The sequence below is a fragment of the Bacillus sp. es.036 genome (assembly GCF_002563635.1).
Taxonomy (GTDB): Bacteria; Bacillota; Bacilli; order Bacillales; family Guptibacillaceae; genus Guptibacillus.
This window is the reverse complement of record NZ_PDIZ01000001.1, coordinates 3,488,870-3,510,175: the sequence shown is the minus strand read 5'-3', so window position 1 is coordinate 3,510,175 and position 21,306 is coordinate 3,488,870. Positions and strand designations below refer to the sequence as shown.

23 protein-coding genes and 1 riboswitch are annotated in these 21,306 nt (G+C 40.7%); of the genes, 19 read left to right on the top strand and 4 right to left on the bottom strand.

The window, feature by feature from the left end; all coding sequences use genetic code 11:
- The first annotated feature begins 355 nt into the window (after nucleotides 1-355).
- From qoxA to qoxD, 4 genes are read left to right on the top strand one after another with little or no spacing between them, the layout of a single operon-like run.
- The gene (gene qoxA, locus ATG70_RS17635; protein ID WP_098445883.1) at nucleotides 356-1,291 is read left to right on the top strand and encodes a cytochrome aa3 quinol oxidase subunit II; all 936 of its coding nucleotides are present in this window, start codon (nucleotides 356-358) and stop codon (nucleotides 1,289-1,291) included.
- Between the two features lie 17 nt (nucleotides 1,292-1,308).
- Nucleotides 1,309-3,252 (top strand): cytochrome aa3 quinol oxidase subunit I, encoded by a 1,944-nt coding sequence (gene qoxB / locus ATG70_RS17630; protein WP_098445550.1) that lies wholly within the window; start codon nucleotides 1,309-1,311, stop codon nucleotides 3,250-3,252.
- A 14-nt stretch (nucleotides 3,253-3,266) separates the two neighbouring features.
- The gene (gene qoxC / locus ATG70_RS17625) at nucleotides 3,267-3,875 is read left to right on the top strand and encodes a cytochrome aa3 quinol oxidase subunit III (protein ID WP_098445549.1); all 609 of its coding nucleotides are present in this window, start codon (nucleotides 3,267-3,269) and stop codon (nucleotides 3,873-3,875) included.
- A gap of 1 nt (nucleotide 3,876) precedes the next feature.
- Nucleotides 3,877-4,200 carry a cytochrome aa3 quinol oxidase subunit IV gene (gene qoxD / locus ATG70_RS17620; RefSeq protein ID WP_098445548.1) on the top strand — a complete coding sequence of 108 codons (324 nt, stop codon included), beginning with the start codon at nucleotides 3,877-3,879 and terminating at the stop codon, nucleotides 4,198-4,200.
- Between the two features lie 60 nt (nucleotides 4,201-4,260).
- On the opposite strand, the gene ATG70_RS17615 is transcribed toward qoxD, so the two are convergent.
- Nucleotides 4,261-4,545 (bottom strand): spore morphogenesis/germination protein YwcE, encoded by a 285-nt coding sequence (locus tag ATG70_RS17615; protein WP_098445547.1) that lies wholly within the window; start codon nucleotides 4,543-4,545, stop codon nucleotides 4,261-4,263.
- 157 nt (nucleotides 4,546-4,702) lie between these two features.
- Here ATG70_RS17615 and ATG70_RS17610 point away from each other — a divergent pair, with 157 nt between their 5' ends.
- The 6 genes from ATG70_RS17610 (at nucleotide 4,703) to mmuM (ending at nucleotide 10,870) form a co-directional block, all read left to right on the top strand.
- The gene (locus ATG70_RS17610; RefSeq protein WP_142329597.1) at nucleotides 4,703-5,326 is read left to right on the top strand and encodes a hypothetical protein; all 624 of its coding nucleotides are present in this window, start codon (nucleotides 4,703-4,705) and stop codon (nucleotides 5,324-5,326) included.
- Nucleotides 5,319-6,494 (top strand): GNAT family N-acetyltransferase, encoded by a 1,176-nt coding sequence (locus ATG70_RS17605; RefSeq protein WP_098445545.1) that lies wholly within the window; start codon nucleotides 5,319-5,321, stop codon nucleotides 6,492-6,494. The genes ATG70_RS17610 and ATG70_RS17605 overlap by 8 nt, the downstream gene beginning before the upstream one ends.
- Nucleotides 6,495-6,784: 290 nt before the next feature.
- Nucleotides 6,785-8,023, top strand: a complete 1,239-nt coding sequence (locus ATG70_RS17600) for an SGNH/GDSL hydrolase family protein (protein WP_098445544.1) — start codon at nucleotides 6,785-6,787, stop codon at nucleotides 8,021-8,023.
- 122 nt (nucleotides 8,024-8,145) lie between these two features.
- Entirely contained in the window at nucleotides 8,146-8,292 is a 147-nt protein-coding gene (locus ATG70_RS22620) for a hypothetical protein (protein WP_179886319.1), read from the top strand.
- Nucleotides 8,293-8,361: 69 nt separating this feature from the next.
- Nucleotides 8,362-8,464, top strand: a riboswitch (SAM riboswitch).
- A gap of 83 nt (nucleotides 8,465-8,547) precedes the next feature.
- Nucleotides 8,548-9,951 (top strand): S-methylmethionine permease, encoded by a 1,404-nt coding sequence (gene mmuP, locus ATG70_RS17595; protein WP_098445543.1) that lies wholly within the window; start codon nucleotides 8,548-8,550, stop codon nucleotides 9,949-9,951.
- Nucleotides 9,926-10,870: a homocysteine S-methyltransferase gene (gene mmuM, locus ATG70_RS17590; RefSeq protein WP_098445542.1), complete on the top strand. Its 945-nt coding sequence runs from the start codon at nucleotides 9,926-9,928 to the stop codon at nucleotides 10,868-10,870. The genes mmuP and mmuM overlap by 26 nt, the downstream gene beginning before the upstream one ends.
- Before the next feature lie 61 nt (nucleotides 10,871-10,931).
- Here mmuM and ATG70_RS17585 read toward each other — a convergent pair whose 3' ends face one another.
- The gene (locus ATG70_RS17585; protein WP_098445541.1) at nucleotides 10,932-11,654 is read right to left on the bottom strand and encodes a 3-ketoacyl-ACP reductase; all 723 of its coding nucleotides are present in this window, start codon (nucleotides 11,652-11,654) and stop codon (nucleotides 10,932-10,934) included.
- Between the two features lie 202 nt (nucleotides 11,655-11,856).
- Between ATG70_RS17585 and ATG70_RS17580 the strand changes: the two genes are divergently transcribed.
- The 6 genes from ATG70_RS17580 (at nucleotide 11,857) to ATG70_RS17560 (ending at nucleotide 16,903) form a co-directional block, all read left to right on the top strand.
- The gene (locus tag ATG70_RS17580) at nucleotides 11,857-13,281 is read left to right on the top strand and encodes an aldehyde dehydrogenase family protein (protein WP_098445540.1); all 1,425 of its coding nucleotides are present in this window, start codon (nucleotides 11,857-11,859) and stop codon (nucleotides 13,279-13,281) included.
- A gap of 201 nt (nucleotides 13,282-13,482) precedes the next feature.
- Nucleotides 13,483-13,650, top strand: a complete 168-nt coding sequence (locus tag ATG70_RS22615) for a hypothetical protein (RefSeq protein WP_179886318.1) — start codon at nucleotides 13,483-13,485, stop codon at nucleotides 13,648-13,650.
- A gap of 165 nt (nucleotides 13,651-13,815) precedes the next feature.
- Nucleotides 13,816-14,496 (top strand): alpha/beta fold hydrolase, encoded by a 681-nt coding sequence (locus tag ATG70_RS17575; protein ID WP_257147749.1) that lies wholly within the window; start codon nucleotides 13,816-13,818, stop codon nucleotides 14,494-14,496.
- Nucleotides 14,493-15,077 carry a GNAT family N-acetyltransferase gene (locus ATG70_RS17570; RefSeq protein WP_098445539.1) on the top strand — a complete coding sequence of 195 codons (585 nt, stop codon included), beginning with the start codon at nucleotides 14,493-14,495 and terminating at the stop codon, nucleotides 15,075-15,077. The genes ATG70_RS17575 and ATG70_RS17570 overlap by 4 nt, the downstream gene beginning before the upstream one ends.
- Before the next feature lie 221 nt (nucleotides 15,078-15,298).
- On the top strand, nucleotides 15,299-16,222 hold the full coding sequence (locus ATG70_RS17565; protein WP_098445538.1) for a DUF6612 family protein: 924 nt from the start codon (nucleotides 15,299-15,301) through the stop codon (nucleotides 16,220-16,222).
- 51 nt (nucleotides 16,223-16,273) lie between these two features.
- Nucleotides 16,274-16,903 carry a class D sortase gene (locus ATG70_RS17560; protein WP_257147748.1) on the top strand — a complete coding sequence of 210 codons (630 nt, stop codon included), beginning with the start codon at nucleotides 16,274-16,276 and terminating at the stop codon, nucleotides 16,901-16,903.
- 46 nt (nucleotides 16,904-16,949) lie between these two features.
- On the opposite strand, the gene ATG70_RS17555 is transcribed toward ATG70_RS17560, so the two are convergent.
- Entirely contained in the window at nucleotides 16,950-17,237 is a 288-nt protein-coding gene (locus ATG70_RS17555) for a hypothetical protein (RefSeq protein ID WP_098445536.1), read from the bottom strand.
- A 208-nt stretch (nucleotides 17,238-17,445) separates the two neighbouring features.
- Here ATG70_RS17555 and ATG70_RS17550 point away from each other — a divergent pair, with 208 nt between their 5' ends.
- The 3 genes from ATG70_RS17550 (at nucleotide 17,446) to ATG70_RS17540 (ending at nucleotide 20,150) form a co-directional block, all read left to right on the top strand.
- A complete protein-coding gene (locus ATG70_RS17550) occupies nucleotides 17,446-18,657 on the top strand; it encodes a dicarboxylate/amino acid:cation symporter (protein ID WP_098445535.1) in 1,212 nt (403 codons plus the stop codon).
- Between the two features lie 226 nt (nucleotides 18,658-18,883).
- The gene (locus ATG70_RS17545) at nucleotides 18,884-19,693 is read left to right on the top strand and encodes a DUF3100 domain-containing protein (RefSeq protein ID WP_373560771.1); all 810 of its coding nucleotides are present in this window, start codon (nucleotides 18,884-18,886) and stop codon (nucleotides 19,691-19,693) included.
- A 1-nt stretch (nucleotide 19,694) separates the two neighbouring features.
- On the top strand, nucleotides 19,695-20,150 hold the full coding sequence (locus tag ATG70_RS17540) for a hypothetical protein (RefSeq protein ID WP_098445533.1): 456 nt from the start codon (nucleotides 19,695-19,697) through the stop codon (nucleotides 20,148-20,150).
- Between the two features lie 45 nt (nucleotides 20,151-20,195).
- Here the strand turns inward: ATG70_RS17540 and ATG70_RS17535 are convergent, their stop codons facing one another.
- Nucleotides 20,196-21,293: a DUF2515 family protein gene (locus tag ATG70_RS17535; protein ID WP_098445532.1), complete on the bottom strand. Its 1,098-nt coding sequence runs from the start codon at nucleotides 21,291-21,293 to the stop codon at nucleotides 20,196-20,198.
- Nucleotides 21,294-21,306: the final 13 nt, after the last annotated feature.

The window sequence follows — 21,306 nt, the reverse complement described above, 5'->3', positions numbered from 1 at the left end:
CACTGGATCCAGTGGGATTTTGTTTTCTTAAACTCACGATTTCTAATAACTAATATGTGATCTTAATCAAAAAGATAACACGAGTGAAACACGATGCGACATATGTCACAACAAGCAAGCGCTGTTTTATCCAGTAGTGTTAAAAAAATCCACAAATATGAACGAATTATGAATGAAATGTGTCGAAAAAGTGATAAATGCATGAGCAAGTTTTGACACTTTGTGACACGTGTCACATTTATACGATGAACCTGCTACAATAGCCAATGGTAACAGTTGTTCCCTGTCATTTATTGTTTAAAATCTACTTAACTATTATATAGGAAGAAAGGAAGGTGGCCTGGCGGTGAAGCGAATGAAATCATTTTTTGCACTCAGTATGTTTCTAGCAGTGATGGTATTGAGTGGCTGTAGTAACTTAACCGTGCTTGATCCAAAAGGACCTGTAGCAGAACAACAAGCGAATTTAATTCTTTTCTCTATTGGATTTATGCTGTTTATTGTTTTGGTCGTGTTCGTGCTATTTACACTCATCCTTGTTAAATATCGTGAACGTAAGAGTGGTCCTGAATATGAGCCTCCTCACATCGAGGGGAATGTTTTTCTTGAAATTGTTTGGACCGTTATTCCGGTAATTATTCTCATTGTCCTTGCAGTGCCAACTGTACAAACGATTTTTGCACTAGAAGAGGCACCGGAAGCAACGTCTCATAAAGATCCAATCGTTATTCATGCAACATCAGTCGATTGGAAATGGGTCTTTAGCTATCCAGAGGAAAATATCGAAACGGTGAACTATATTCACATTCCTGAAGATCATCCGATTTTGTTTAAACTAGCTTCTGCAGATTCAATGGGATCTTTTTGGATTCCATCGCTTGGTGGGCAGGAGTACACGATGTCTGGCATGATGAATGAACTTTATTTGCAAGCAGATGAAGTAGGTGAATATCGTGGACGTAACGCCAACTTCACTGGTGAAGGATTTACGGAACAGGTATTTACTGTAACAGCTGAATCGGAAGAAGATTATGAAGAGTGGGTGGAAGAGGCGCAAGACGCACCTAAACTTACTCAAGAGAAATACAATGAGTTAATGCTGAAAGGTCATACAGAAGAGCAGACATTCTCAGAAACTCACCTTCAGTGGGTTGATCATGGAATGGATGCTGAATATGCAACAAAGGTTCGTAACGGCGAATCAACTGATGAAGATGATTCCTCAGAGATGGATCACTCAGAAATGAACCATGATGATTCTGAGAAAGATTCCGAGGAACACTCGCATTAAGAGAGGAGGAAGACACCATGAAATTGGATGAATTTTTTGTCACCGGGGACCCGCTTATTTACGGTGCGGATGTTTCGATCGCCTTAACGTTGATCGGTGCCATTTTTGCACTAACGTATTTTAAAAAGTGGAAATGGTTGTGGACAGAATGGCTAACAACAGTTGACCATAAGAAACTCGGTATCATGTATATCATCGCAGCCGTTCTGATGCTATTCCGCGGTGGTGTAGATGCCATGCTCATGAGGGCGCAATTGACGGTCCCAGATGCAGGCTTCCTAGACGCCAACCACTATAACGAAATTTTTACAACTCACGGAACGATCATGATTATTTTCATGGCGATGCCGTTCTTAATTGGTTTAATTAACGTTGTTGTTCCGCTACAAATTGGAGCACGCGACGTCGCTTATCCGTTTTTGAACGCAGTAAGTTTCTGGACTTTCTTCATGGGGGCAATGCTCTTTAACATTTCTTTTGTTATTGGAGGATCGCCATCAGCTGGTTGGACAAGCTATGTTCCTTTAGCTGGTCTAGAACTAAGTCCATCAGTAGGACAGAACTATTATTTACTAGGGTTACAGATTGCCGGTATCGGTACATTATTAACAGGGATTAACTTCCTAGTAACGATTTTAAAAATGAGAGTACCATCCATGAAGCTCATGCATATGCCTATGTTCACATGGTCTTCATTAATTACAATGGTTATCATCATCTTTGCATTTCCGGTACTAACTGTAGCGCTTGCACTTATGACGTTTGACCGTTTGTTCGGAAGTCATTTCTTTACAATGATGGATGGCGGTATGCCAATGCTTTGGGCAAACCTCTTCTGGATTTGGGGTCACCCTGAAGTGTATATTGTTATACTTCCAGCGTTTGGTATGTTCTCAGAAATTATTAGTACTTTTGCTCGTAAAACGCTTTTCGGTTATAAAGCAATGGTTTACTCCATGGTTGTTATTGCCGGACTAAGCTTCCTAGTATGGGTTCACCACTTCTTTACGATGGGAGCAGGTGGAGCAGTTAACTCGTTCTTCTCTATCACAACGATGTTAATCGCCGTTCCGACAGGTGTGAAGATCTTTAACTGGTTATTCACTCTGTACAAGGGACGAATACGATTTACGACGCCAATGCTTTGGTCACTTGCCTTTATCCCAAACTTCGTTATTGGTGGGGTAACAGGTGTTATGCTTGCCATGGCGGCAGCTGACTATCAATACCATAATACGTACTTCCTTGTAGCCCACTTCCACTATGTGCTCATTTCTGGTACAGTTTATGCTTGTTTCGCAGGCTTACATTTCTGGTACCCGAAGATGTTCAATCATCGTTTGAACGAGCGCTTAGGAAAATGGACTTTCTGGATTTTTGTAGCAGGCTTCAACTTATGTTTCTTCCCGATGTATTTCCTAGGACTTGCAGGAATGCCACGTCGCGTTTATACGTATGGGGTTGCAGACGGCTGGATGAGCTTGAACGTACTTGCCACAATGGGTGGCGTGTTAATGGGAATCGGATTCCTGATTCTTGTCTATAACATCTATTACAGCTTCCGTTACTCTCCACGTGAAACAACTGGAGATCCATGGGATGCAAGAACGCTTGAATGGTCAACACCAGCTCCAGTACCGCATTATAATTTCGCTCATCTTCCTGAGTCAAAAGGACATGATGCGTTCTGGATTATGAAACAAGAAAGAAAGCAAGGAAAGTTACAAGAGAAGAAACCTTATAAACCAATTCATATGCCAAGTTACTCTGGTGTGCCGGTTGTAATGAGTGTCTTCTTCTTTATCGCCGGGTTCGGTATGGTCTTCTCCTGGCACTGGATGTCGATCCTTGGACTTATTGGTGTACTAGCCACAATGGTCATTCGTTCGTTTGATTATGATAAAGGTTTCTACGTGAGCGTAGAAGAAATAGAAGAAGATCAAAAAAGGACTACTTTATAAAGGAGGCGTGAAGCATGGAATCAGTCGAATATTCTCCTAACACGCCTTTAGAATATCAGTCGGAAACTGGCCGACTGAATATTCTAGGCTTCTGGATTTTTCTCGGCGCCGAAATTGCACTATTTTCAACGTTGTTTGCAACTTACTTAGTATTGGTAGGTCGTACAGCGGGCGGTCCAGGACCAGAAGAGCTTTTTGAATTAAGTGGTGTGTTAATTGAAACGTTTTTGCTACTAACGAGTAGTTTCACATGTGGACTTGCCATACACTATATGAGAAATCATTCTCTTAAAGGTTTGTTTCTCTGGTTAGGCATTACACTTGCATTAGGTCTAGGTTTCTTAGGATTTGAAATTTATGAATTTGTTCATTACATTCATGAAGGTGCGGCACTAACAACGAGTGCATACTGGTCTGCCTTCTTCGTATTAGTTGGAACGCACGGTGCCCACGTTACAATGGGTATTGCATGGATCATTCTTATCTTGATTCAGTTAAAACAGCGCGGGTTAACACCTGACACAACAAGGAAGGTCTTTATTTCAAGTCTTTACTGGCACTTCCTTGACGTTGTGTGGATCTTTATCTTCACAGCAGTCTACTTGTATGGGATGGTGATGTAAGATGTCCAACAACGAGCAGACAAGCAGTCATAGCCACTTCCCATGGAGTCACTTAATTGGTTTCGGACTTTCGATCTTCTTAACGTTACTTGCTTTATGGGTAGGCTTTGCTTCAGACTTTAGCCTTAGAACGATTATGATTATTGTCGTGATCCTGGCATTGATTCAAGCGGCGATTCAGCTCTTGATGTTTATGCATATTACAGAGAGTGATAGTAGTCGGATTCAAGTTGGAACGATTTTATATGCGGTCTTTATTGCCGTGGCAGTTGTTGCAGGTACAATCTGGGTTATGTCATTCGGCATGCACAATATGAACATGTAATTAAAAAACCGTTGTTTCCCTTAGAGGGAAACAACGGTTTTTGTTTAACAGTTAAGTTGTTTATTCTTCTGTTTGTGGCATCTTCTTTGCAAGCTGACGTTCCTTAAGGAATGGACGAGCAAAGATTAGGTAAGCAGCTATGTGTGCAAATAAAACGTTAATCGCAAAAAGTGTAATGAAGAGTGTATGTGCTACCGGAGTCATACCGCCACCAATGTAGAAAATTAGCAGTGCCCAGATTGCCACAATAAACGGTGTGTGAACGAATGCAAGCTTCTTATAATCCTGCCACAGAAACAACGGTGTAGCCGTGATAACGAAAAGATAGACCATATAGACATCCATAGTGAACAACTCCTTTTAGTGATACCGCTTACAAATTAAACATGTGTCGAAATAAAGGATAATTTGTGAATGTTTTGTTACAATTAGTATACCACAATTGTTTGAAAATTCTACACATGTTTGAGAATTTTTTGCGATCACTTTATGATTTAAGAAAATGAATGAGAAAGTAGGGTTGATGATGAGCAGGGTTTCATTCCTTATTTTATGGCTTGGATTAATTTTATATTCTGTATTTCTAGCACCGGATAGCAATGGTTCTTATCTCTCAGACCTCCTAACGATGAATGATCCAGACGCAGGTTTACTTGCTATGTTTTCCTTACTTGGCGTTTTTCCAGCGGTATTTGCCATTCTTCTTCTACGGAATGATAGTGGATCAGTTCCAGCCTGGCCATTTGTTTTAAGCTCTTTTGTGTTAGGTGCTTTTAGTTTGCTTCCCTACTTTATATTAAATAAAAATAAAGAACGTTCGAATCGAACACCAAATAAGGTGAAGAAATTTCTTCAATCGAGAGGTCTGTCTATTGTTCTAATTGGACTAGCTTTCGGTTTAATGGTGTATGGGCTTTTGGCAGGAGAGGCGACTATGTACCAAAAAGCTTTTCTGGAATCAAATTTTGTTCATGTGATGACAATTGATTTTCTTGTATTAACCGGGCTTTCAATCGTTGCTTTAAGAAATCGAGATGGGGTAGCGGGGTGGATCGGGTTGCTTCCAATTATCGGCCCATTATCTCTTGTCATTACTAAAAACGGTAAGGAGCGAAAACATGCGTAAATTAGAAAAAAACGAAGTAATCGATGCTGTACGACTTTCAGAATATGCGTTCCAATATACAGTGCCTAAAGAAGAGTTAGATGACAAAATCAAAGGATATAGCGAGCATGAAATATGGGGCGATTTCGAGGGGGATGAACTTGCTGCGAAGCTACATTTAATCGATTTTGAAACTTGGCTAAGCGGAAAGAAAATAAAAATGGGTGGCGTTGCGTCAGTCGCAACCTATCCGGAACACAGAAGAGGGGGAAGGGTAGCACGTCTGCTTAGAAATGGTCTTTTTGAAATGAAACAAAAAGGCCAAACAATCTCTTTTCTCCATCCCTTTCAGATTTCCTTTTATCGAAAATTTGGGTATGAAGTTTTGAATAACTGGAAGAAGGTAGAGTTGAACGCGCATGATCTTGAGCCTCTTCTTGCTGTAAGTGGAAAAGTAAGGCGTGTTGAACTTGATCACGTCTTTGAAGTTCTGAATCCTGTTTACGAAGCGTTTGCGACTCGCTTTAATGGCATGCTCGTTCGAACGGAAAATTGGTGGAAGGAACGCGTTTATTCGAAAGGATTTCGTTTTGCTACTTATACAAATGAAGAGGGGAATATAACCGGATACATTTATTACAAAATAGAGGATCGAACATTAGAGGTTGAAGAAATGGTTTGTTTAGATGGGGAAGCAAGAAGAGGATTGTGGAATTATCTCTGTCAGCACGATTCTATGGTAGATCACGCTACGATTCTAACAAACGAAAGTGACCAGCTCGCTTTTTTATTAGCAAATCCAAAAGTGAAAACAACGGTCGAGCCGTACTTTATGGCACGCATTGTTGATGTCGAGAATTTTCTTAAGGAATATCCATTTACATTCAAGTCGGACGAGACTCTTTTTCTCCATATTACAGATGATCAGGCAGAGTGGAACAATGGCAGCTACCTGATCGATTATGAAGGCGTGAGGGTCTTCATGGGAGATAAAGCGAATGCAGCGTGTGCTCATCCACCAAAACGAGGCCTTCGATGTAACATTAATACGCTGACTTCTGTATTGACTGGGTACCAGGACCCTTTCTTTCTTTATGAAGCTGGTTTATTAGAAGGATCAAAGGAAGATGTAACACGGTTGCAACGCATACGTTCCGCAAAGGCGACAAATTTCATGGACTTCTTTTAACCCAAAAACCCCTAATCTCACATATGAGAATAGGGGTTTTATTCGTATGATAACAAAAGTGCTAGAGGTGCTTATATTTCAGAGATATTTTATCTATAGTTCTTTCGTTTGCAATTTCTTTACATTCGGTTACATAGAGCATCAATCCATCCAAATAGGGGTATTCTGTTTATTAACAATTTAGAGACAGAAAGATTAAGACCAACTGAGGCTAGTTATGATGGACGAAGCCTTTTGTAAGGATAACTAATAGAGGTTGAATGAAACTGTAAACGAGAGGCGAGTAAACAATGACACGTATCCTAACATTATTCGTACTGATTCTTATAGCTGGATTATTAAGTGTAGTAAGCGCAAAAGGATGGCCTTCTTCAATGAAGAATGCATCCGAAAAGAGTGAATGGGTCGGTTCATGGACAGCAAGCATGCAGGCTCCTGCTAAAGATGGAAACTCTCATGAAGGATTTAAGGATCAAACAATCAGGTTAATTCTTCGCCCACATATGGAAGGGGAGAAAATGCGGATTCGATTATCCAATGAATTTGGTTCACTCCCTTTATCTATAAAAGAAGTGAGAGTTGCAATATCCAAGGAAGGTGCAAGTATTGATAAGGAGACGGACCAGCTGATTACCTTTGATGGTAAAGAAGCTGTAACGATTCCTCAAGGAGAAACGCAATATAGTGATGCAATTGATTTTCCGGTAAACGCCGATCAAAATATAACGGTTAGTTTGTACGTAGATCGTGAAACTGGCCCAACAACGTGGCATCAGCGTTCAAATCAAACGGTGTATATGTCTGAAGAAGGAAACCATGCCGGAGATGAAAAAGACTCTGCATACACGTCAAAAGAAGAAGCATGGTTCTGGTTAGAACGTTTAGAGGTTGTGCCTGATGAATCTGTAAACGGTTCTGTCGTAGTAATGGGAAGCTCAATTGCAAATGGCAACTATTCCACGTTAAACGCAAACCGCCGTTGGCCTGATTATTTAGCGAATCGTATGAATTCGGAAAACGCTGAGGTAAAAATGTCGGTTTTAAATGCAGGGATTTCTGCCAATCACCTGATTAATAGTGAAGAAGGAAAAGGACAGAACGCCTTTGCGAGATTAGAACGAGATGTGCTTAGCCAAGAAGGAATCAATGGCGTTATTCTACATGAAGGCATTAATGATTTGAGACACTATCCTGAATATGATTCAAAGAAAATCATTAATCGAATGAAGAAAATCATCAAAGCAACTCACGAAAAGGGGCTTCCTATTTATGGAGGTACATTAACACCTTATAAAGATTCTAGTATGTTTACTGAAGAAGGAGAAAAGACGCGCCAGGAAGTGAACGAGTGGATTCGAACGAGCGGAGAATTTGATGCGGTCATTGATTTTGATAAAGCATTGAGAGATCCAAATGATCCAGAAAAGTTTCTCTCGAAGTATGATTCTGGGGATCATTTGCATCCAAATGATAAAGGATATAATAAAATGGCAGATACAGTTGATTTTTCGATATTTAAACAAAAGTAATCCTTGCTAAAAGAACTAATGTTCGCTAAACTTAGGTTATCAACCGAATATACGTTCTCACATCATGGTATGGCTTCCACTTTCTTAGGGGGAGCCATCTTTTTTTGGAGGAGGGAAAGAGAATGGAAAATGAGTACGTGTTGGAGCAAATGGAGAAAGATATGAGGGAAGCGATGACGCGATTTTCAAAAATGAAGAAAAGAAATGGAATGAAGACAATTGTCCAAAGACAAATGCAAGGTAGTCGTCAGTGGAAAAAGGATATTTAGTGAAGCGTCGTTGTTGCTATCCTACCTTGACAAACCGTGAGTAAATTGATATTTTTGTTAAAATATATTTTCTTATCCAGAGAGGTGGAGGGACTGGCCCTTTGAAACCTCAGCAACAGGTCCATTGGATACTGTGCTAACTCCAGCGGGTGATAAACCTGATAGATGAGAGCCTTCGGTTTTATTTTGTCAGTTACGCACTCCATTCGAGTGCGTTTTTTTGTTTTTCTGGATGGAAAAGTAAGGAGAAATAATATGGAAAGCAAACAGGGTTTTAAAAGGGAGATGAAATCAAGACATGTAGTGATGCTCTCACTCGGAGGGGTCATCGGTACGGGATTGTTTTTAAGTTCTGGCTACACGATCCAACAAGCTGGTCCTGTTGGGACGATCCTTTCTTATCTGGTAGGTGCACTTGTCGTTTACCTGGTCATGCTGTGCTTGGGAGAGCTAGCGGTTCATATGCCTGAGACAGGTGCGTTTCATAGCTATGCGGCTCAATACATTGGCGGAGGAACCGGTTATACAGTTGCCTGGTTGTACTGGCTAACCTGGACAGTTGCGCTAGGTTCTGAGTTTACAGCTGCGGGTATGCTCATGCAGAGGTGGTTTCCACTTATTAGTGTATGGATTTGGAGCGGCTTGTTTGTTGCAATGATCTTCATTTTAAATATTTTGACTGTGAAATTTTTTGCGGAGAGTGAGTTCTGGTTTGCCCTTGTAAAGGTTCTGGCTATTGTGTTGTTCATTATTTTAGGTGCGGCAGCAATCGTAGGGTTTATTCCAATGGAATCTGGTGAGAATGCATCGTTATTTGCTAACTTTACAAATGAAGGGATCTTTCCGAACGGGGTATTTGCCATATTAATGACGATGCTAGCAGTGAATTTTGCTTTCTCTGGAACTGAACTCATTGGAATTGCAGCTGGAGAAACAGAAAATCCTGCGAAAACCATACCAAAAGCCATTCGCACCACGTTAGTTCGGCTAATTCTATTCTTTGTCGGTTCAATCTTTATTTTATCAGCTCTTCTCCCAGCATCAGAAGCTGGAGTTCTAGAAAGCCCATTTGTTGCAGTACTTGAAATAATTGGGATTCCATATGCGGCAGATATAATGAATTTTGTTATTCTTACAGCCATTTTATCCGCTGCAAATTCAGGGTTATATGCTTCGTCGAGAATGCTCTGGTCACTTTCAGACAAGCAAATGATTTCTCCTATTTTTGCTAGGCTCAACAAAAATGGTGTCCCTCTTCCTGCTGTGATATTAAGTATGTTAGGCGGAGCACTAGCACTACTTTCAAGCATCATTGCGCCAGATACCGTTTATGTGGTGCTTGTCTCTATTTCCGGGCTTGCTGTTGTCATTGTATGGATGAGTATTAGTGCGTCACAATTTCTTTTTAGAAAGAAATATGTAAAAGAAGGAAAATCCATTAAAAACCTTAGTTATCGAACGCCTTTCTATCCTGTCGTTCCGATTCTAGCCTTCTTGTTATGTTTGGCTTCCTTGATTGGCATTGCTTTTGATCCGACCCAGCGAGTGGCATTGTACTGTGGGATACCGTTTATTGCACTATGTTATGGAAGTTACTATTTAACAAAACGAGTAAAGAAAAGGAGAATAAGTAATGTGGCAGAAACAGAATCCTATTAAGGCAATTTTAGTAGATTATAATTTGGTGATATTGGATGGAGCCCTTGCGACAGAGCTTGAAAAATATGGGTGTAACTTAAATGACCCACTATGGTCTGCGCGCGTTTTGCTTGAAAATCCAGAACTTATCTATCAGGTTCACTTAGATTATTTCCGTGCTGGAGCTGATTGCGCGATAACATCAAGTTATCAAGCTACAATGGAAGGATTAACATCTCGTGGTTTAAGTGAAGGGGAGGCAGTGGAGCTAATAAAGAAAACGGTTTTTCTTGCGCGCCAGGCACGTGATGATTTCTGGGAACAGGAAGGTCAGTTGAATCGCCCAAAACCTTTTATCGCAGCTTCCGTTGGACCTTATGGAGCGTACTTAGCTGATGGCTCGGAGTATCGGGGCGATTACAAGGTTAGCGATGAGGTGCTTACCGAGTTTCATCGTCCGAGATTAGAAGCATTGATTGAGGCAGGTGCTGATGTTTTGGCGTTTGAAACCATTCCGTCTTTTCAAGAAGCGAAAGTTTTAGGTTCCCTATTACAAGAGTTTCCATCCAATTATGCTTGGCTTTCCTTCACCATTCAAAGTGAAGAAAAAATGAGCGATGGAACGTCTTTAAAAGCATCTTCTCAATACTTTAATGAAAATGACCAGATTGTGGCAATCGGCATTAACTGTGCGTCACCTTCGTTTGTGACAAATGCAATTCATCAATTAGCTTCTCAAACAGATAAACCGATTATTGTGTATCCTAATTCAGGAGAGTTTTATGACCCTAAGACCAAAACATGGCAGGAGGGTGAGTCGTGTGATGGAATTGTCGATGGATCAAATGAATGGTTTCAAGCAGGGGCACGATTAATTGGTGGATGCTGTCGGACAAGTCCTGAACAAATCAAGCGACTTTATGAAAAATGGCGACAGTAGAAAATCAAATAAAAGGAGATAACGGCTGTCCCGTTACCTCCTTTTATTTAGTGAATTTAGTTTAAAACGGATTCGTCGCCCACTGCAATGACTGCTTTATGAAAATCCGTGGGTGCAACTTCAATTGACCTACCATATATTCAGCGAGGTCCTCAGGCTGCATGTATTTCTCTTTATCTTGCTCATCAAGCTTGTCACCAAAGACGAGCTCAGTCGCCACAAGGCTTGGATTAAGAGTAAATACGCGAATGTTATTTCGACGAACTTCTTGCATAAGTGCTTCGGTCATGCCTTGAATAGCAAACTTAGAAGCACTATAAGAGGTGGAGCCAGCCGTTCCTTTTAGACCACTACTTGAGGAGATTGTGATAATATCACCGCTGTCTTTTTCGATCATTTGTGGAAGAACAGCCCGTGTTACATGATACGTTCCATAAACATTTACTTCGAATGTTTCCTTCCAATCATCGGGTTCAATCTCTAAGAACGATCCGTAACGCCCCATTCCAGCATTATTGATCAGAATATCTGCCGAGCCGAGTACGTTTTTCAAGTGATCGATGGCTTTATTGACTTCCTCAATCTCTGCAATGTTAGCAGGGGCGACGATCGCTTTAACTCCGTAAGATTCTGCTTCCTTAGCGACTTCGTTTAGCTTGCTTTCAGTTCTAGCAATCAAGCCAACATGAACCCCTTCACTTGCAAGCTGAAGAGCTGTCGCGCGTCCGATACCGCTACTTGCGCCTGTAATATACGCAATTTTCCCTTTAATTGTTTGTCCCATTCTGTATCATCCTTTCTCCAATTTACTACTTTCTAGTCTATAGCTAGCAGAGCAGAGATTCAAAGATAAGCAACCGCTTTCTAAGTTTCATAAAAGCATCCGCATGTTTAACTATAGTCCTTAACGGTTACAGTTACTGTGGAAGCAAAGAAAAGCTAAATCAATATAAATCGATTAAACATAAAAAAGGAGTTTTTACATCATGCGTAACCAATTAAAACATTACATCAATGGCGAATGGGTTGAATCAACAGGTTCAGAAACACATGAAGTAATCAATCCAGCGACAGAAGAAGTGATCGGTAAAGTTAGTCTAGGAACAAAGGAAGATTTAGATAAAGCGGTGAAAGCAGCACGTGCGGCATTCCCTTCTTTCTCACAAACAAGCCGAGAAGAACGTGTGAAAATGCTTGAAGACATTGCGGAGGAATATGCCAACCGTAAGGAAGAAATCATTGACGTGATTACACAAGAACTCGGTTCTCCACGTTCAATTTCAGAGAAAGTTCATTACAACATGGGCTACCAGCATTTCTCCGAAGCAGCAAAAGCATTGAAAGAGTACTCTTTCTCAGAAGATCGTGGCGATCATACAATCTTTAAAGAGCCAGTTGGCGTCAGTGGCCTTATTACGCCATGGAACTTCCCAACAAACCAATCGTCAACGAAAATTGCGAGCGCATTTGCAGCAGGAAGCACAGTTGTCTTAAAACCTGCTGAAATTACACCATTTGCGGCGATTATTTTAACAGAAATCTTTGATAAAGTAGGCGTGCCAAAAGGTGTATTTAACCTTGTGAACGGAACAGGCGAGACGATTGGTGACGGCATTAGCTCACACCCTGATATCGACTTTGTATCTTTCACTGGTTCAGCAGGTGTTGGTGAAAAAGTAATGAAGAACGCTGCAGAAACGATCAAGACAGTAGCACTTGAACTTGGTGGTAAATCTCCATTTGTCATGCTAGAAGATGCAGATATTACTAAAGCGGCTAAAGCTGCGGTTAGCCATATTGCAACAAACTCAGGTCAGGTTTGCTCGGCTGGGACTCGAATGATCATTCCAGCGTCTCGAAAAGAAGAATTTGAAGAGGCTGTGAAAAACGTACTTCCGGAATTCCCAGTAGGTGATCCGAATGGAAACAACTATGTAGGACCACTTGTTTCTGAAAAGCAATGGAATACCGTGCAGTCTTACATTCAAAAGGGAATTGACGAAGGCGCGACACTCATTGCAGGTGGAACTGGTAAACCTGAAGGTCTGGAGAAAGGCTACTATGCAAAACCAACCATCTTTACAGATGTGAAAAATGACATGGTGATTGCACAAGAAGAGATCTTTGGTCCTGTTATGTCAATCATCACATATGAGACAATTGATGAAGCGATCGAAATTGCAAACGACGTTGTTTACGGTCTTGCTGGTTATGTCTTTGGTGAAGATAAAGAAACACTTCGCACAGTGGCAACAAGCATCCGCGCCGGTCGTATTAAAGTGAACAATGCTGATATGGACTTCTCAGCACCATTCGGTGGATACAAGCAATCTGGTATTGGCCGTGAGTGGGGAGACTTTGGAATTGAAGAGTACCTTGAAACAAAAGCAGTACTAGGATTCCCGTCTTAAGTAAAATTAATCAAGTATGAAAAAAAGCAGCTGCCCTTAGGGCAGCTGCTCTTTTTGGTTTGGATGTAGATAACAATAGGCGCAAATCACTTATTTAGGTTTGTAATGAAACAATTGAAGCATCTTTTTAATTTTGCTCAAAACACCATTTTAAACTGAAGAAATGATAAATTTGTTTTGTATGAATTTAGGAGGTGCGAGATGTTTCTCTTGTTTTTGATCGTCGCTAGCAGCGTAGTTGGACTTTTATTATTACCCTTGCATGAAATCGGGCTCGTCATTGGCTTTGGTATGATTGTAGGTTGCTTGCTTCGAGGGCTATATTTACTTCATGAGATTAATCGTAAGCTTGATTTAGGAAAGAAATAAGTTTTTAAAGTTGAGTAGTTTAAGACCGAACTGGGTTGTTCCCTTAAATAAGTTACATATCACCATCAAGATTTTACCATCCAGCGAGCTGTAATACCATTTTATGTTAAAGTTTAAAGGGAGATAAGTATTCTATTAAAATGTGAATCAATAGGGGGCTGTGTTTTGACGAAAAGAATTTATTTTCTTCACGGATTTATGGGGACAAGGGATTTACACTTTGAGCATCAGAAAGCTTTTTTTGAACGTGATATGGAGGTCATCGCGTTGCCCTTACCAGGTCATGGCCATTCAACTATTCCAGCAGGTGAAAACTATTTTGAAAGGGCTTTAGAGTGGTTAATAGAGGAAGTAACCAACAAAGGACCAGGATATGTCGTTGGATTATCTTTAGGAGCTTCATTAGCGATCCATCTAGCCTTAAAGAGACCAGAGCTTGTAAAGGGTGCAGTTTTAACAGGCTATACACCGTTTATACCGGATAATTTAAAGAGCGTCATGGAAGAGCAATATACATATTTCAATAACATTCAAGAAAACGATCAAGAGACTGCCGCTTCTTTTAAACAAATTCACGGCGATAAATGGTTCGATACGTTACAGAAAGTAAATAAAATAATGACTTTTCATTATCCGAGCGTTTCAGAAAATGAGATTGCTGAACTTGAAGTACCGCTTATGGTGCTTAACGGAGGAAATGAGCTTTATGAAGTAGAAGCTGTTCAATTTTTGAAAAGAAGCAATGATAAAATAAACGTTGGCCTAATTCCTGATGCTGGTCATACGGCCAATATGGATCAACCTGATCTATATAACAGCATGGTTCAACAGTTTATTAACAAATGAGTAGAAGTGTTCAATTGAGTGAGTTTAATCTGCAAAAAGAATCGGCAAGATTAGTAATCAGACCATTAAAAATGGAAGACTATCAAAACTGGTTACGCGAATTTAATGCAAGGCGTCCTTCGCAACACGCCTTTGATCCTGGGAAGATGGATATGAGTGAGTGTACAGAAGAGTGGTTTAAAGACTTAGTATATAAGCATCAAAACTTAGCTATAAGTGACACCGCCCACGTATTTGGTGTTTTTCATAAAGCAGATGGCACGCATATTGGAATGGTTGATTTCTCAACATTAGCGAGAATGAATTTTCAATGGGCACGAATCGGCTATACGATACATAATCAATATTGGCGTAAAGGATATGGAAAAGAAGCGGTGAGCGCAGCGCTTCAGATTGCTTTTCATAATCTTGGTTTTCATCGCATCGAAGCACACATTAACCTGGATAACAGCCCATCGACTCAGCTAGCCCAAAGTGTAGGCATGGTAAATGAGGGTGTGAGGAAAGGGTTCATTTATGAGAATGAGAAGTGGACAGATCAGTTGGTTTATGTAGTGAAGGCCGATCAATATATCGACTAGTAAAAAGACTTCCTGCTTGGAAGTCTTTTTTGCTTGTTAGAGTGTATTTTTGAGAGAATTCTTTTCAAGATTATAAAAAAAGAGTTTCATTTTTACTAGTTTGGGAAAATAAGGAACAGGTGAAAGAAACTGGTGATTTGAAGATTCCCATCCGGCAGCACTGTACTTTGTGATCACATCCCTAGCCTTCTCTTGCCAAAAAAATGAATTGGAGTGTTTTGATGTTAAAGAAGTTAGTCCCTCTATCGGTAGCAGCAGTTGTTTTTGTAGGAGCTCCGTTTCACACATCAGCAAAGGAAATGAGTGCAACAGACATTTTAAAGCAGTCAAATGAAGCGATGATGGAAGTGGAGAGCTATTCTACAAAAACGAATATGGAACAGTCGATGCCTCTTGAAGGAGAAACGATGATGATCTCTAGCCAATCTGAAGCAGACATTACGTTAAAGCCTTTCGCTATGCATCAGGTGGTAACAACAACATCACCTGAAGAAGGTGAAATTTCGTTAGAATCTTATTGGACAGAGGAAGGTTTTTATCAAGAAGATCCTGAAAAAGGCTGGATTAAGATGCCGGAAGAACTCACAAAGGGTTTAGAGGAACTCCAAAGCATGTCGTCGGTAGAAGCACAAATGGCTCAGGCTGAAGAGCTTGGCAAAGAGATGAGCGTAGAAGAGACGGATGATGGTTTTGTGTTAACGTACGAAGGGGACGGCAAAACGTTAATGGAAGCGTCCATGAAGATGTTCCAAGAGAGCGTGTCAGGTGAAGAAGGTTCCGGATCGATGAAAGGTCTTATGGAGCAAATGACGATTAATGATTTTAACTATAAAGTGACGGTTGATAAAGATTCGTATTACATGAAGCATTTAACGATGGATATTGATATGGATATGAAGATTGAAGATGAAAGCATGAACATGAAGCAATCAATGGAAATGTCGATCGACAATTTTAATCAAGTTGATACGATTACCGTTCCACAAAACGTGATTGATTCAGCTAAACCACTGGATGGAATGGAAGAGGGCGGAGAAATGCCTGAAACAGCTTCAGCCAATCCGATGCTTGCTATTGGTGGCGCTGCTTTAGCTGTTGCTGCAGGTGGTTTGCTGCTTTATAGAAGACGTTCCGTTAGCTGTTAATATGGCATAAAAAACCGCCTCTCACGCGGTTTTTTCGCTGTCTTAAGTGAGGTGAAGATTTTGAATAAATTATATGCTTTGATCATGTGTGTAGGAATCGCGATGGCGGGCTACTACGGGTATGAATGGTGGCAGGGCACACAAGGAGTAGAAGAAGTTTCTGCTGAAGAAACAAAGAAGTGGAGAAGTGATAAAGCATCTGAGGTTACAACGGAAGAGAGCGTGAAGATTCAAGAGGTTTTAATGAGTGATCAAATTAAGCAGTTTGATCCTGGACAAGAAGTAGGCAGGTTAGTCATCCCTACGATTGAAAAAGGTTTTACGACGTATTGGGGAACAGATGATGATACATTAAGTCAGGGAGTTGGCATGTATGTAAGTCAATTTACAACCACGCCAGATCAGAAGCGCCACACCGTTCTGAGCGGTCATCGCGATACGGTTTTTACTGGTCTACAAGACGTAAAAAAAGGGGATGCCGTCTTTCTTGAATATGACGGAAAACGCTATGAATATGCTGTGGTTAACATGCAGATCGTAGATGAAAGCGACCGAACCGTTATTGTTGATAAAGAGGAAGCGACCTTAACGTTAACAACGTGCTATCCATTTAATTTTATCGGAAGTGCGCCTGAGCGGTATGTGATTCAATCTGAATTAGTTCATGTGTCGGATATGTAACTACTAGTCTATAAAAGTAAAAAGTCCTGCCATCGAGCAGGACTTTTTACGTGTGAGAAAGTGTGATAGTTGGGCGTAATCGCGGGGTAATAGTTTCTACAAGCTGCTTACCGTTACCTTGCTCATTTAACTGAACGAAATGGAGTGCAGTGCTTTCTTCTACTTCATAAGTGAGACCTGTGTTGTAATCGATGAGAAAATACATTTTTCCATCTTCAACTGTTCCTGATAAGAGCTCGTACTTGTCGTACTCGAAGTGTACTTCAGTTCCGTATTGCGTCATCTCAAGATATGTTTCAAAGGGGGTGACAGGGAAACCTTTTAAATTATTCATATTCATCCTCCAACTTTTACTAGACTTTAAGAAGCAGTCTAACCAAGTAAGCTGTTCTTTATACTTGAAAACGAGAATAAGAGATTGAAAGTTTGATAATGGAATTTAGTTGGATGATAAAGCTAACCTTTTGACTTTCAAGGAATTGTGCTGTATCTTATTTCCTAGTAAATATATACGAATAATTAGCGTTTGAAGGAGGGGAACGATGAAGAAAATTGTGAGAGGCTATTTAAATGCTTCGTTGATTATAAAAATTACGGTTGCGCTTGTGCTCGGAATTGCAGTCGGACTCATATTTGGTGAAAATGCAGCAGTTCTTGCGCCATTTGGAGACTTACTAATTAAATTGCTATCGTTTCTGATCATTCCACTTATTCTATTTACATTAATCGTTGGTGTCAATCAAACGAAACTAAGTAACCTTGGTCGCATGGGCGGAAAGGTGTTTCTTTATTACGTCTTAACATCTGCACTAGCGATTATTGTTGGATTAACCGTCGCGAACTTGTTTAATCCAGGTACGGGTTTATCAATAGATCCAGATCAATCGTTTGATGTACCGGATAATCCAGGTATCGTCAGCGTGCTGTTAAACATTGTGCCATCCAACATTGTTACGGCATTTAACGAGATGAATCTCCTTGGGATTATCTTTACTGCCTTTGCTTTTGGGATCGCCATTGCTGCGTTACGGAACTCAGAAGAACATGGGGCGCTTGGCGAACACCTTTATAAAGTGGTTGAAGGCTTAAATGAAGCCACATTTAAAATCATGAACGTTATTCTGCAATATGTTCCCATTGGGATCTTTGCAATCATTGCGAAAACAATTGGTAATCAGGGATTGGATACAATTCTCTCGCTCGGAAATATGATTGCCGTGCTCTATATTGCATTGATTGTACAAATCGGTATCTACGTTCTGTTCTTACTGTTGTTTAAAGTAAGTCCAAAGAAGTTTTTCAGTCATGCAAACAAACCGATGATTACGGCATTCGTGACGCAAAGTAGCTCTGGAACATTGCCACTCACCATGAATGCAGCTAAGGGATTAGGTGTCTCGAAAAGTCTTTATAGCTTTAGCTTACCACTTGGCGCAACGATTAATATGGACGGAGCAGCTATACGAATTGCGATTTCTGCAGTCTTTGCGGCGAACGTCGTTGGCTCACCGCTTAGTTTTACAGATATGGTGATGGTCGTGATTGTTGGTACACTTGCATCGATTGGTACAGCAGGTGTTCCAGGTGCAGGTATTGTTATGATTGCAACCGTGTTTGCACAAGTAGGATTACCAATGGAAACCGTTGCGTTATTAACAGCCGTGGATGCTTTAGTTGGAATGGGGGCCACTGGTCTTAACGTAACGGGGGATCTTGTTGGCGCGAGCATTATTAATCGAAAAAAAGACCAGTAAATATAATATTCAAAGAAAGTCAGGCATGATGCCTGGCTTTTTATTTTGCTTAAAATTTGATTTTGAAGAAAAGATTGTCGTTTAGGTGTTTGTATTCGCTTACGATTTCGAAATCTGTCCTCATTTGAGTAGTGTGTAAGAATAATCCATTTACTTTTAAGAATCAAAATATTAAGATAACAATAACTTTAGAGCTTTCATGTGGAAAAGGAAATGGGGGATAAGGGTGACAGAACTCAAGGGAATTTGGAAGGATTGGCGACTACATTTACTTGTCTTAGTCATTGTAGCGTTAACGGAGTGGATAGGCGTTTTTCAGTTTACGGTTGGACCAGGAGTAATCCTGCTGTTACCGATGCTATATGCCATGCTCATTGGACTTGGTTTGTTTTTTACCCCGGTGATTAAAAAAGCACAGGCGCTAAATGCTGAACCGCTTATTGTATTAGGTGTGACCTTGCTTATTGCGAAAATAGGGGTGATTATTGGTCCTTCACTACCAAAGTTAATTGAAGCAGGTCCGGCCTTGCTTCTTCAGGAATTCGGAAATTTAGGCACGATTTTCATTGCTCTTCCAATCGCTGTTTTACTTGGATTGAAAAGAGAAAGCATTGGTATGACACATTCTGTAGCACGAGAGCCAAACGTTGGGTTGATTGTTGATAAATATGGATTCAATTCACCTGAAGGAAGAGGCGTAATGGCGATTTATATTTTTGGTACAGTATTTGGGGCGGTGTTTATGGGCGTTATCTCCGGATTCCTTGCAACGATTACACCAATACATCCGCTTTCATTTGCGATGGCGTCTGGGATAGGAAGTGGAAGTATGATGGCGGCTGCAAGTGGCTCGCTCGTTGCTGCTTTTCCTGCATTTTCCGATGATATTATCGCATTTGCAGGCGCGAGCAATTTACTGTCGTTATCAACAGGACTATACATGAGTATTTTTATTGGTCTTCCACTAACAGAAAAGATGTATCAGCTCATGACCAGAGAAAAATCATCCAAACCAGGCGTGAGGAAAGGAGCTTAATATGTTACTAAAAAATGTACAAGAGTGGACGTTGTTGTTACTCATCTTCGGTTTGATTGCTGCCATTGGGAACTGGATTGGCTACAGCGTTTTTCCTGTTGCTGCTTTACCTGGTATGGCGGTTTTAATTGTGATTTGTTTAGCTGGCCTTATTCTTCAGTACGTTCTTCCTGTGAATATTCCGAGCGTGGCTTACATAGGAATTATTGGGATTCTTGTATCTATGCCCGTCATGCCCGGCTCTGAGTATATCGTAAAGTGGACTGAAAATATTAATATTCTGGCTCTGGCAACGCCGATTCTTGCATATGCTGGTATCGCAATTGGACGCTCATGGACCGATTTTGTGAAGCTTGGCTGGCGAAGCATTGTCGTAGCCATGTTCGTTATGGTTGGGACATTTCTTGGTTCAGCGTTAATCGCTGAAGTGGTGTTACGAATGCAAAAGATCATTTAACAAAAAACTTCCCTCGCGGAAGTTTTTTTGTGTAGAAATACAGGTTCATAATAGGCTTTCTAGTAAGTGAAGAGATCGGCAGTAGATCTTTGCTGCATTTCCTGAAAAATCAGGATCGGGTAATTTGAAAAGTGAAAGCGCAGAAGTGTTGACGAACCAATCCTTGCGATCAGGCGAATCATGTTGTACATCTTTCCATACAGATAGAAGAGGACTATAAAGACGCGGTCCCTTTTTGAGCGTGCATTGATCGAGGACGCGTTTTTCGTCTGGTTGCCCTTCTTTTATAAAGTGAAAAAGCTCAGGCCAGAAGTCTTTTCGTGACCCAGTATGAGAGTGGCATGTTGACCACTCCAAAATCTCATTTAGAGTCGACTCGTTAGAAAAAACAAGCTGATATAGCCGTTTTCCAAGTACAATCCGTTCTTTCACGAAAAGAAAATGATTGGCAGGTTCTCCAATGAGTTGAATCGAGCCGTTCCGAATCAGTGGGAAAAGGAGCACGTTCATATTGAAAACATTTTGGATTTGAAAAGGAAGTGTGTTAAACACGGTTTGGTGAAAGTGCTGATCATTTATGACACGTGAATCGATGTAGTGCTGCTCGTTAATGATGAGGGCCACTGAAAGGGTGTCTGAGGCTTTGTCTTTCCAGAAGCGGTTCCAAATGACTTTCATAAAAGAAGAAACGTGAAAGGCTGATAGAAGGTGGAAAAGCGGCTTATTCACCTTAAGACTTTCTTCATAGATCAGCAGCTGCGGATACGCATCTTGAAAAATAAGCCAATTCCCTCGTTCTAGAAAGGAAAAGAAAGCGTGCTGATCATCTGGTGATAGGAAGCGAGGGAGATATTCACCTCTTAAATCAGTCATGGTCCATCCAGCATTCCGCGAAACCAGGTGGGCAAGGAAAGCCCAGTGAACTTCAGGGTGCTTTAAATAAAAATCAAGATACGCTTTGGTGCGCGTAACATTATTTCGATTGGCTTGCTCTGTTTGTTCGCGAATGATTCGTGTTAGCTTTACTTCTTCACCCGTTAAAGTGAGGGTGGGAGGTGATAAATGGCAGGCCTCTTTCAATTCCTTCATAAGAGGCATTTCCTTTTTACTCGCTGATTGAAATAAGGGGAACGATAATTTCACACCGATTTCCCTC

Coding starts and splice junctions, on each gene's coding strand:
- ATG70_RS17555 (WP_098445536.1), bottom strand. CDS start 17,237: ATGAATAATTTAAAAGGTTTCCCTGTCACCCCCTTTGAAACATATCTT.
- qoxA (WP_098445883.1), top strand. CDS start 356: ATGAAATCATTTTTTGCACTCAGTATGTTTCTAGCAGTGATGGTATTG.
- ATG70_RS17540 (WP_098445533.1), top strand. CDS start 19,695: ATGTTACTAAAAAATGTACAAGAGTGGACGTTGTTGTTACTCATCTTC.
- ATG70_RS17615 (WP_098445547.1), bottom strand. CDS start 4,545: ATGGATGTCTATATGGTCTATCTTTTCGTTATCACGGCTACACCGTTG.
- mmuM (WP_098445542.1), top strand. CDS start 9,926: ATGTGGCAGAAACAGAATCCTATTAAGGCAATTTTAGTAGATTATAAT.
- ATG70_RS17600 (WP_098445544.1), top strand. CDS start 6,785: ATGACACGTATCCTAACATTATTCGTACTGATTCTTATAGCTGGATTA.
- ATG70_RS22615 (WP_179886318.1), top strand. CDS start 13,483: ATGTTTCTCTTGTTTTTGATCGTCGCTAGCAGCGTAGTTGGACTTTTA.
- ATG70_RS22620 (WP_179886319.1), top strand. CDS start 8,146: ATGGAAAATGAGTACGTGTTGGAGCAAATGGAGAAAGATATGAGGGAA.
- ATG70_RS17565 (WP_098445538.1), top strand. CDS start 15,299: ATGTTAAAGAAGTTAGTCCCTCTATCGGTAGCAGCAGTTGTTTTTGTA.
- ATG70_RS17605 (WP_098445545.1), top strand. CDS start 5,319: ATGCGTAAATTAGAAAAAAACGAAGTAATCGATGCTGTACGACTTTCA.
- ATG70_RS17570 (WP_098445539.1), top strand. CDS start 14,493: ATGAGTAGAAGTGTTCAATTGAGTGAGTTTAATCTGCAAAAAGAATCG.
- ATG70_RS17585 (WP_098445541.1), bottom strand. CDS start 11,654: ATGGGACAAACAATTAAAGGGAAAATTGCGTATATTACAGGCGCAAGT.
- ATG70_RS17550 (WP_098445535.1), top strand. CDS start 17,446: ATGAAGAAAATTGTGAGAGGCTATTTAAATGCTTCGTTGATTATAAAA.
- ATG70_RS17610 (WP_142329597.1), top strand. CDS start 4,703: ATGAATGAGAAAGTAGGGTTGATGATGAGCAGGGTTTCATTCCTTATT.
- mmuP (WP_098445543.1), top strand. CDS start 8,548: ATGGAAAGCAAACAGGGTTTTAAAAGGGAGATGAAATCAAGACATGTA.
- qoxB (WP_098445550.1), top strand. CDS start 1,309: ATGAAATTGGATGAATTTTTTGTCACCGGGGACCCGCTTATTTACGGT.
- ATG70_RS17580 (WP_098445540.1), top strand. CDS start 11,857: ATGCGTAACCAATTAAAACATTACATCAATGGCGAATGGGTTGAATCA.
- qoxC (WP_098445549.1), top strand. CDS start 3,267: ATGGAATCAGTCGAATATTCTCCTAACACGCCTTTAGAATATCAGTCG.
- qoxD (WP_098445548.1), top strand. CDS start 3,877: ATGTCCAACAACGAGCAGACAAGCAGTCATAGCCACTTCCCATGGAGT.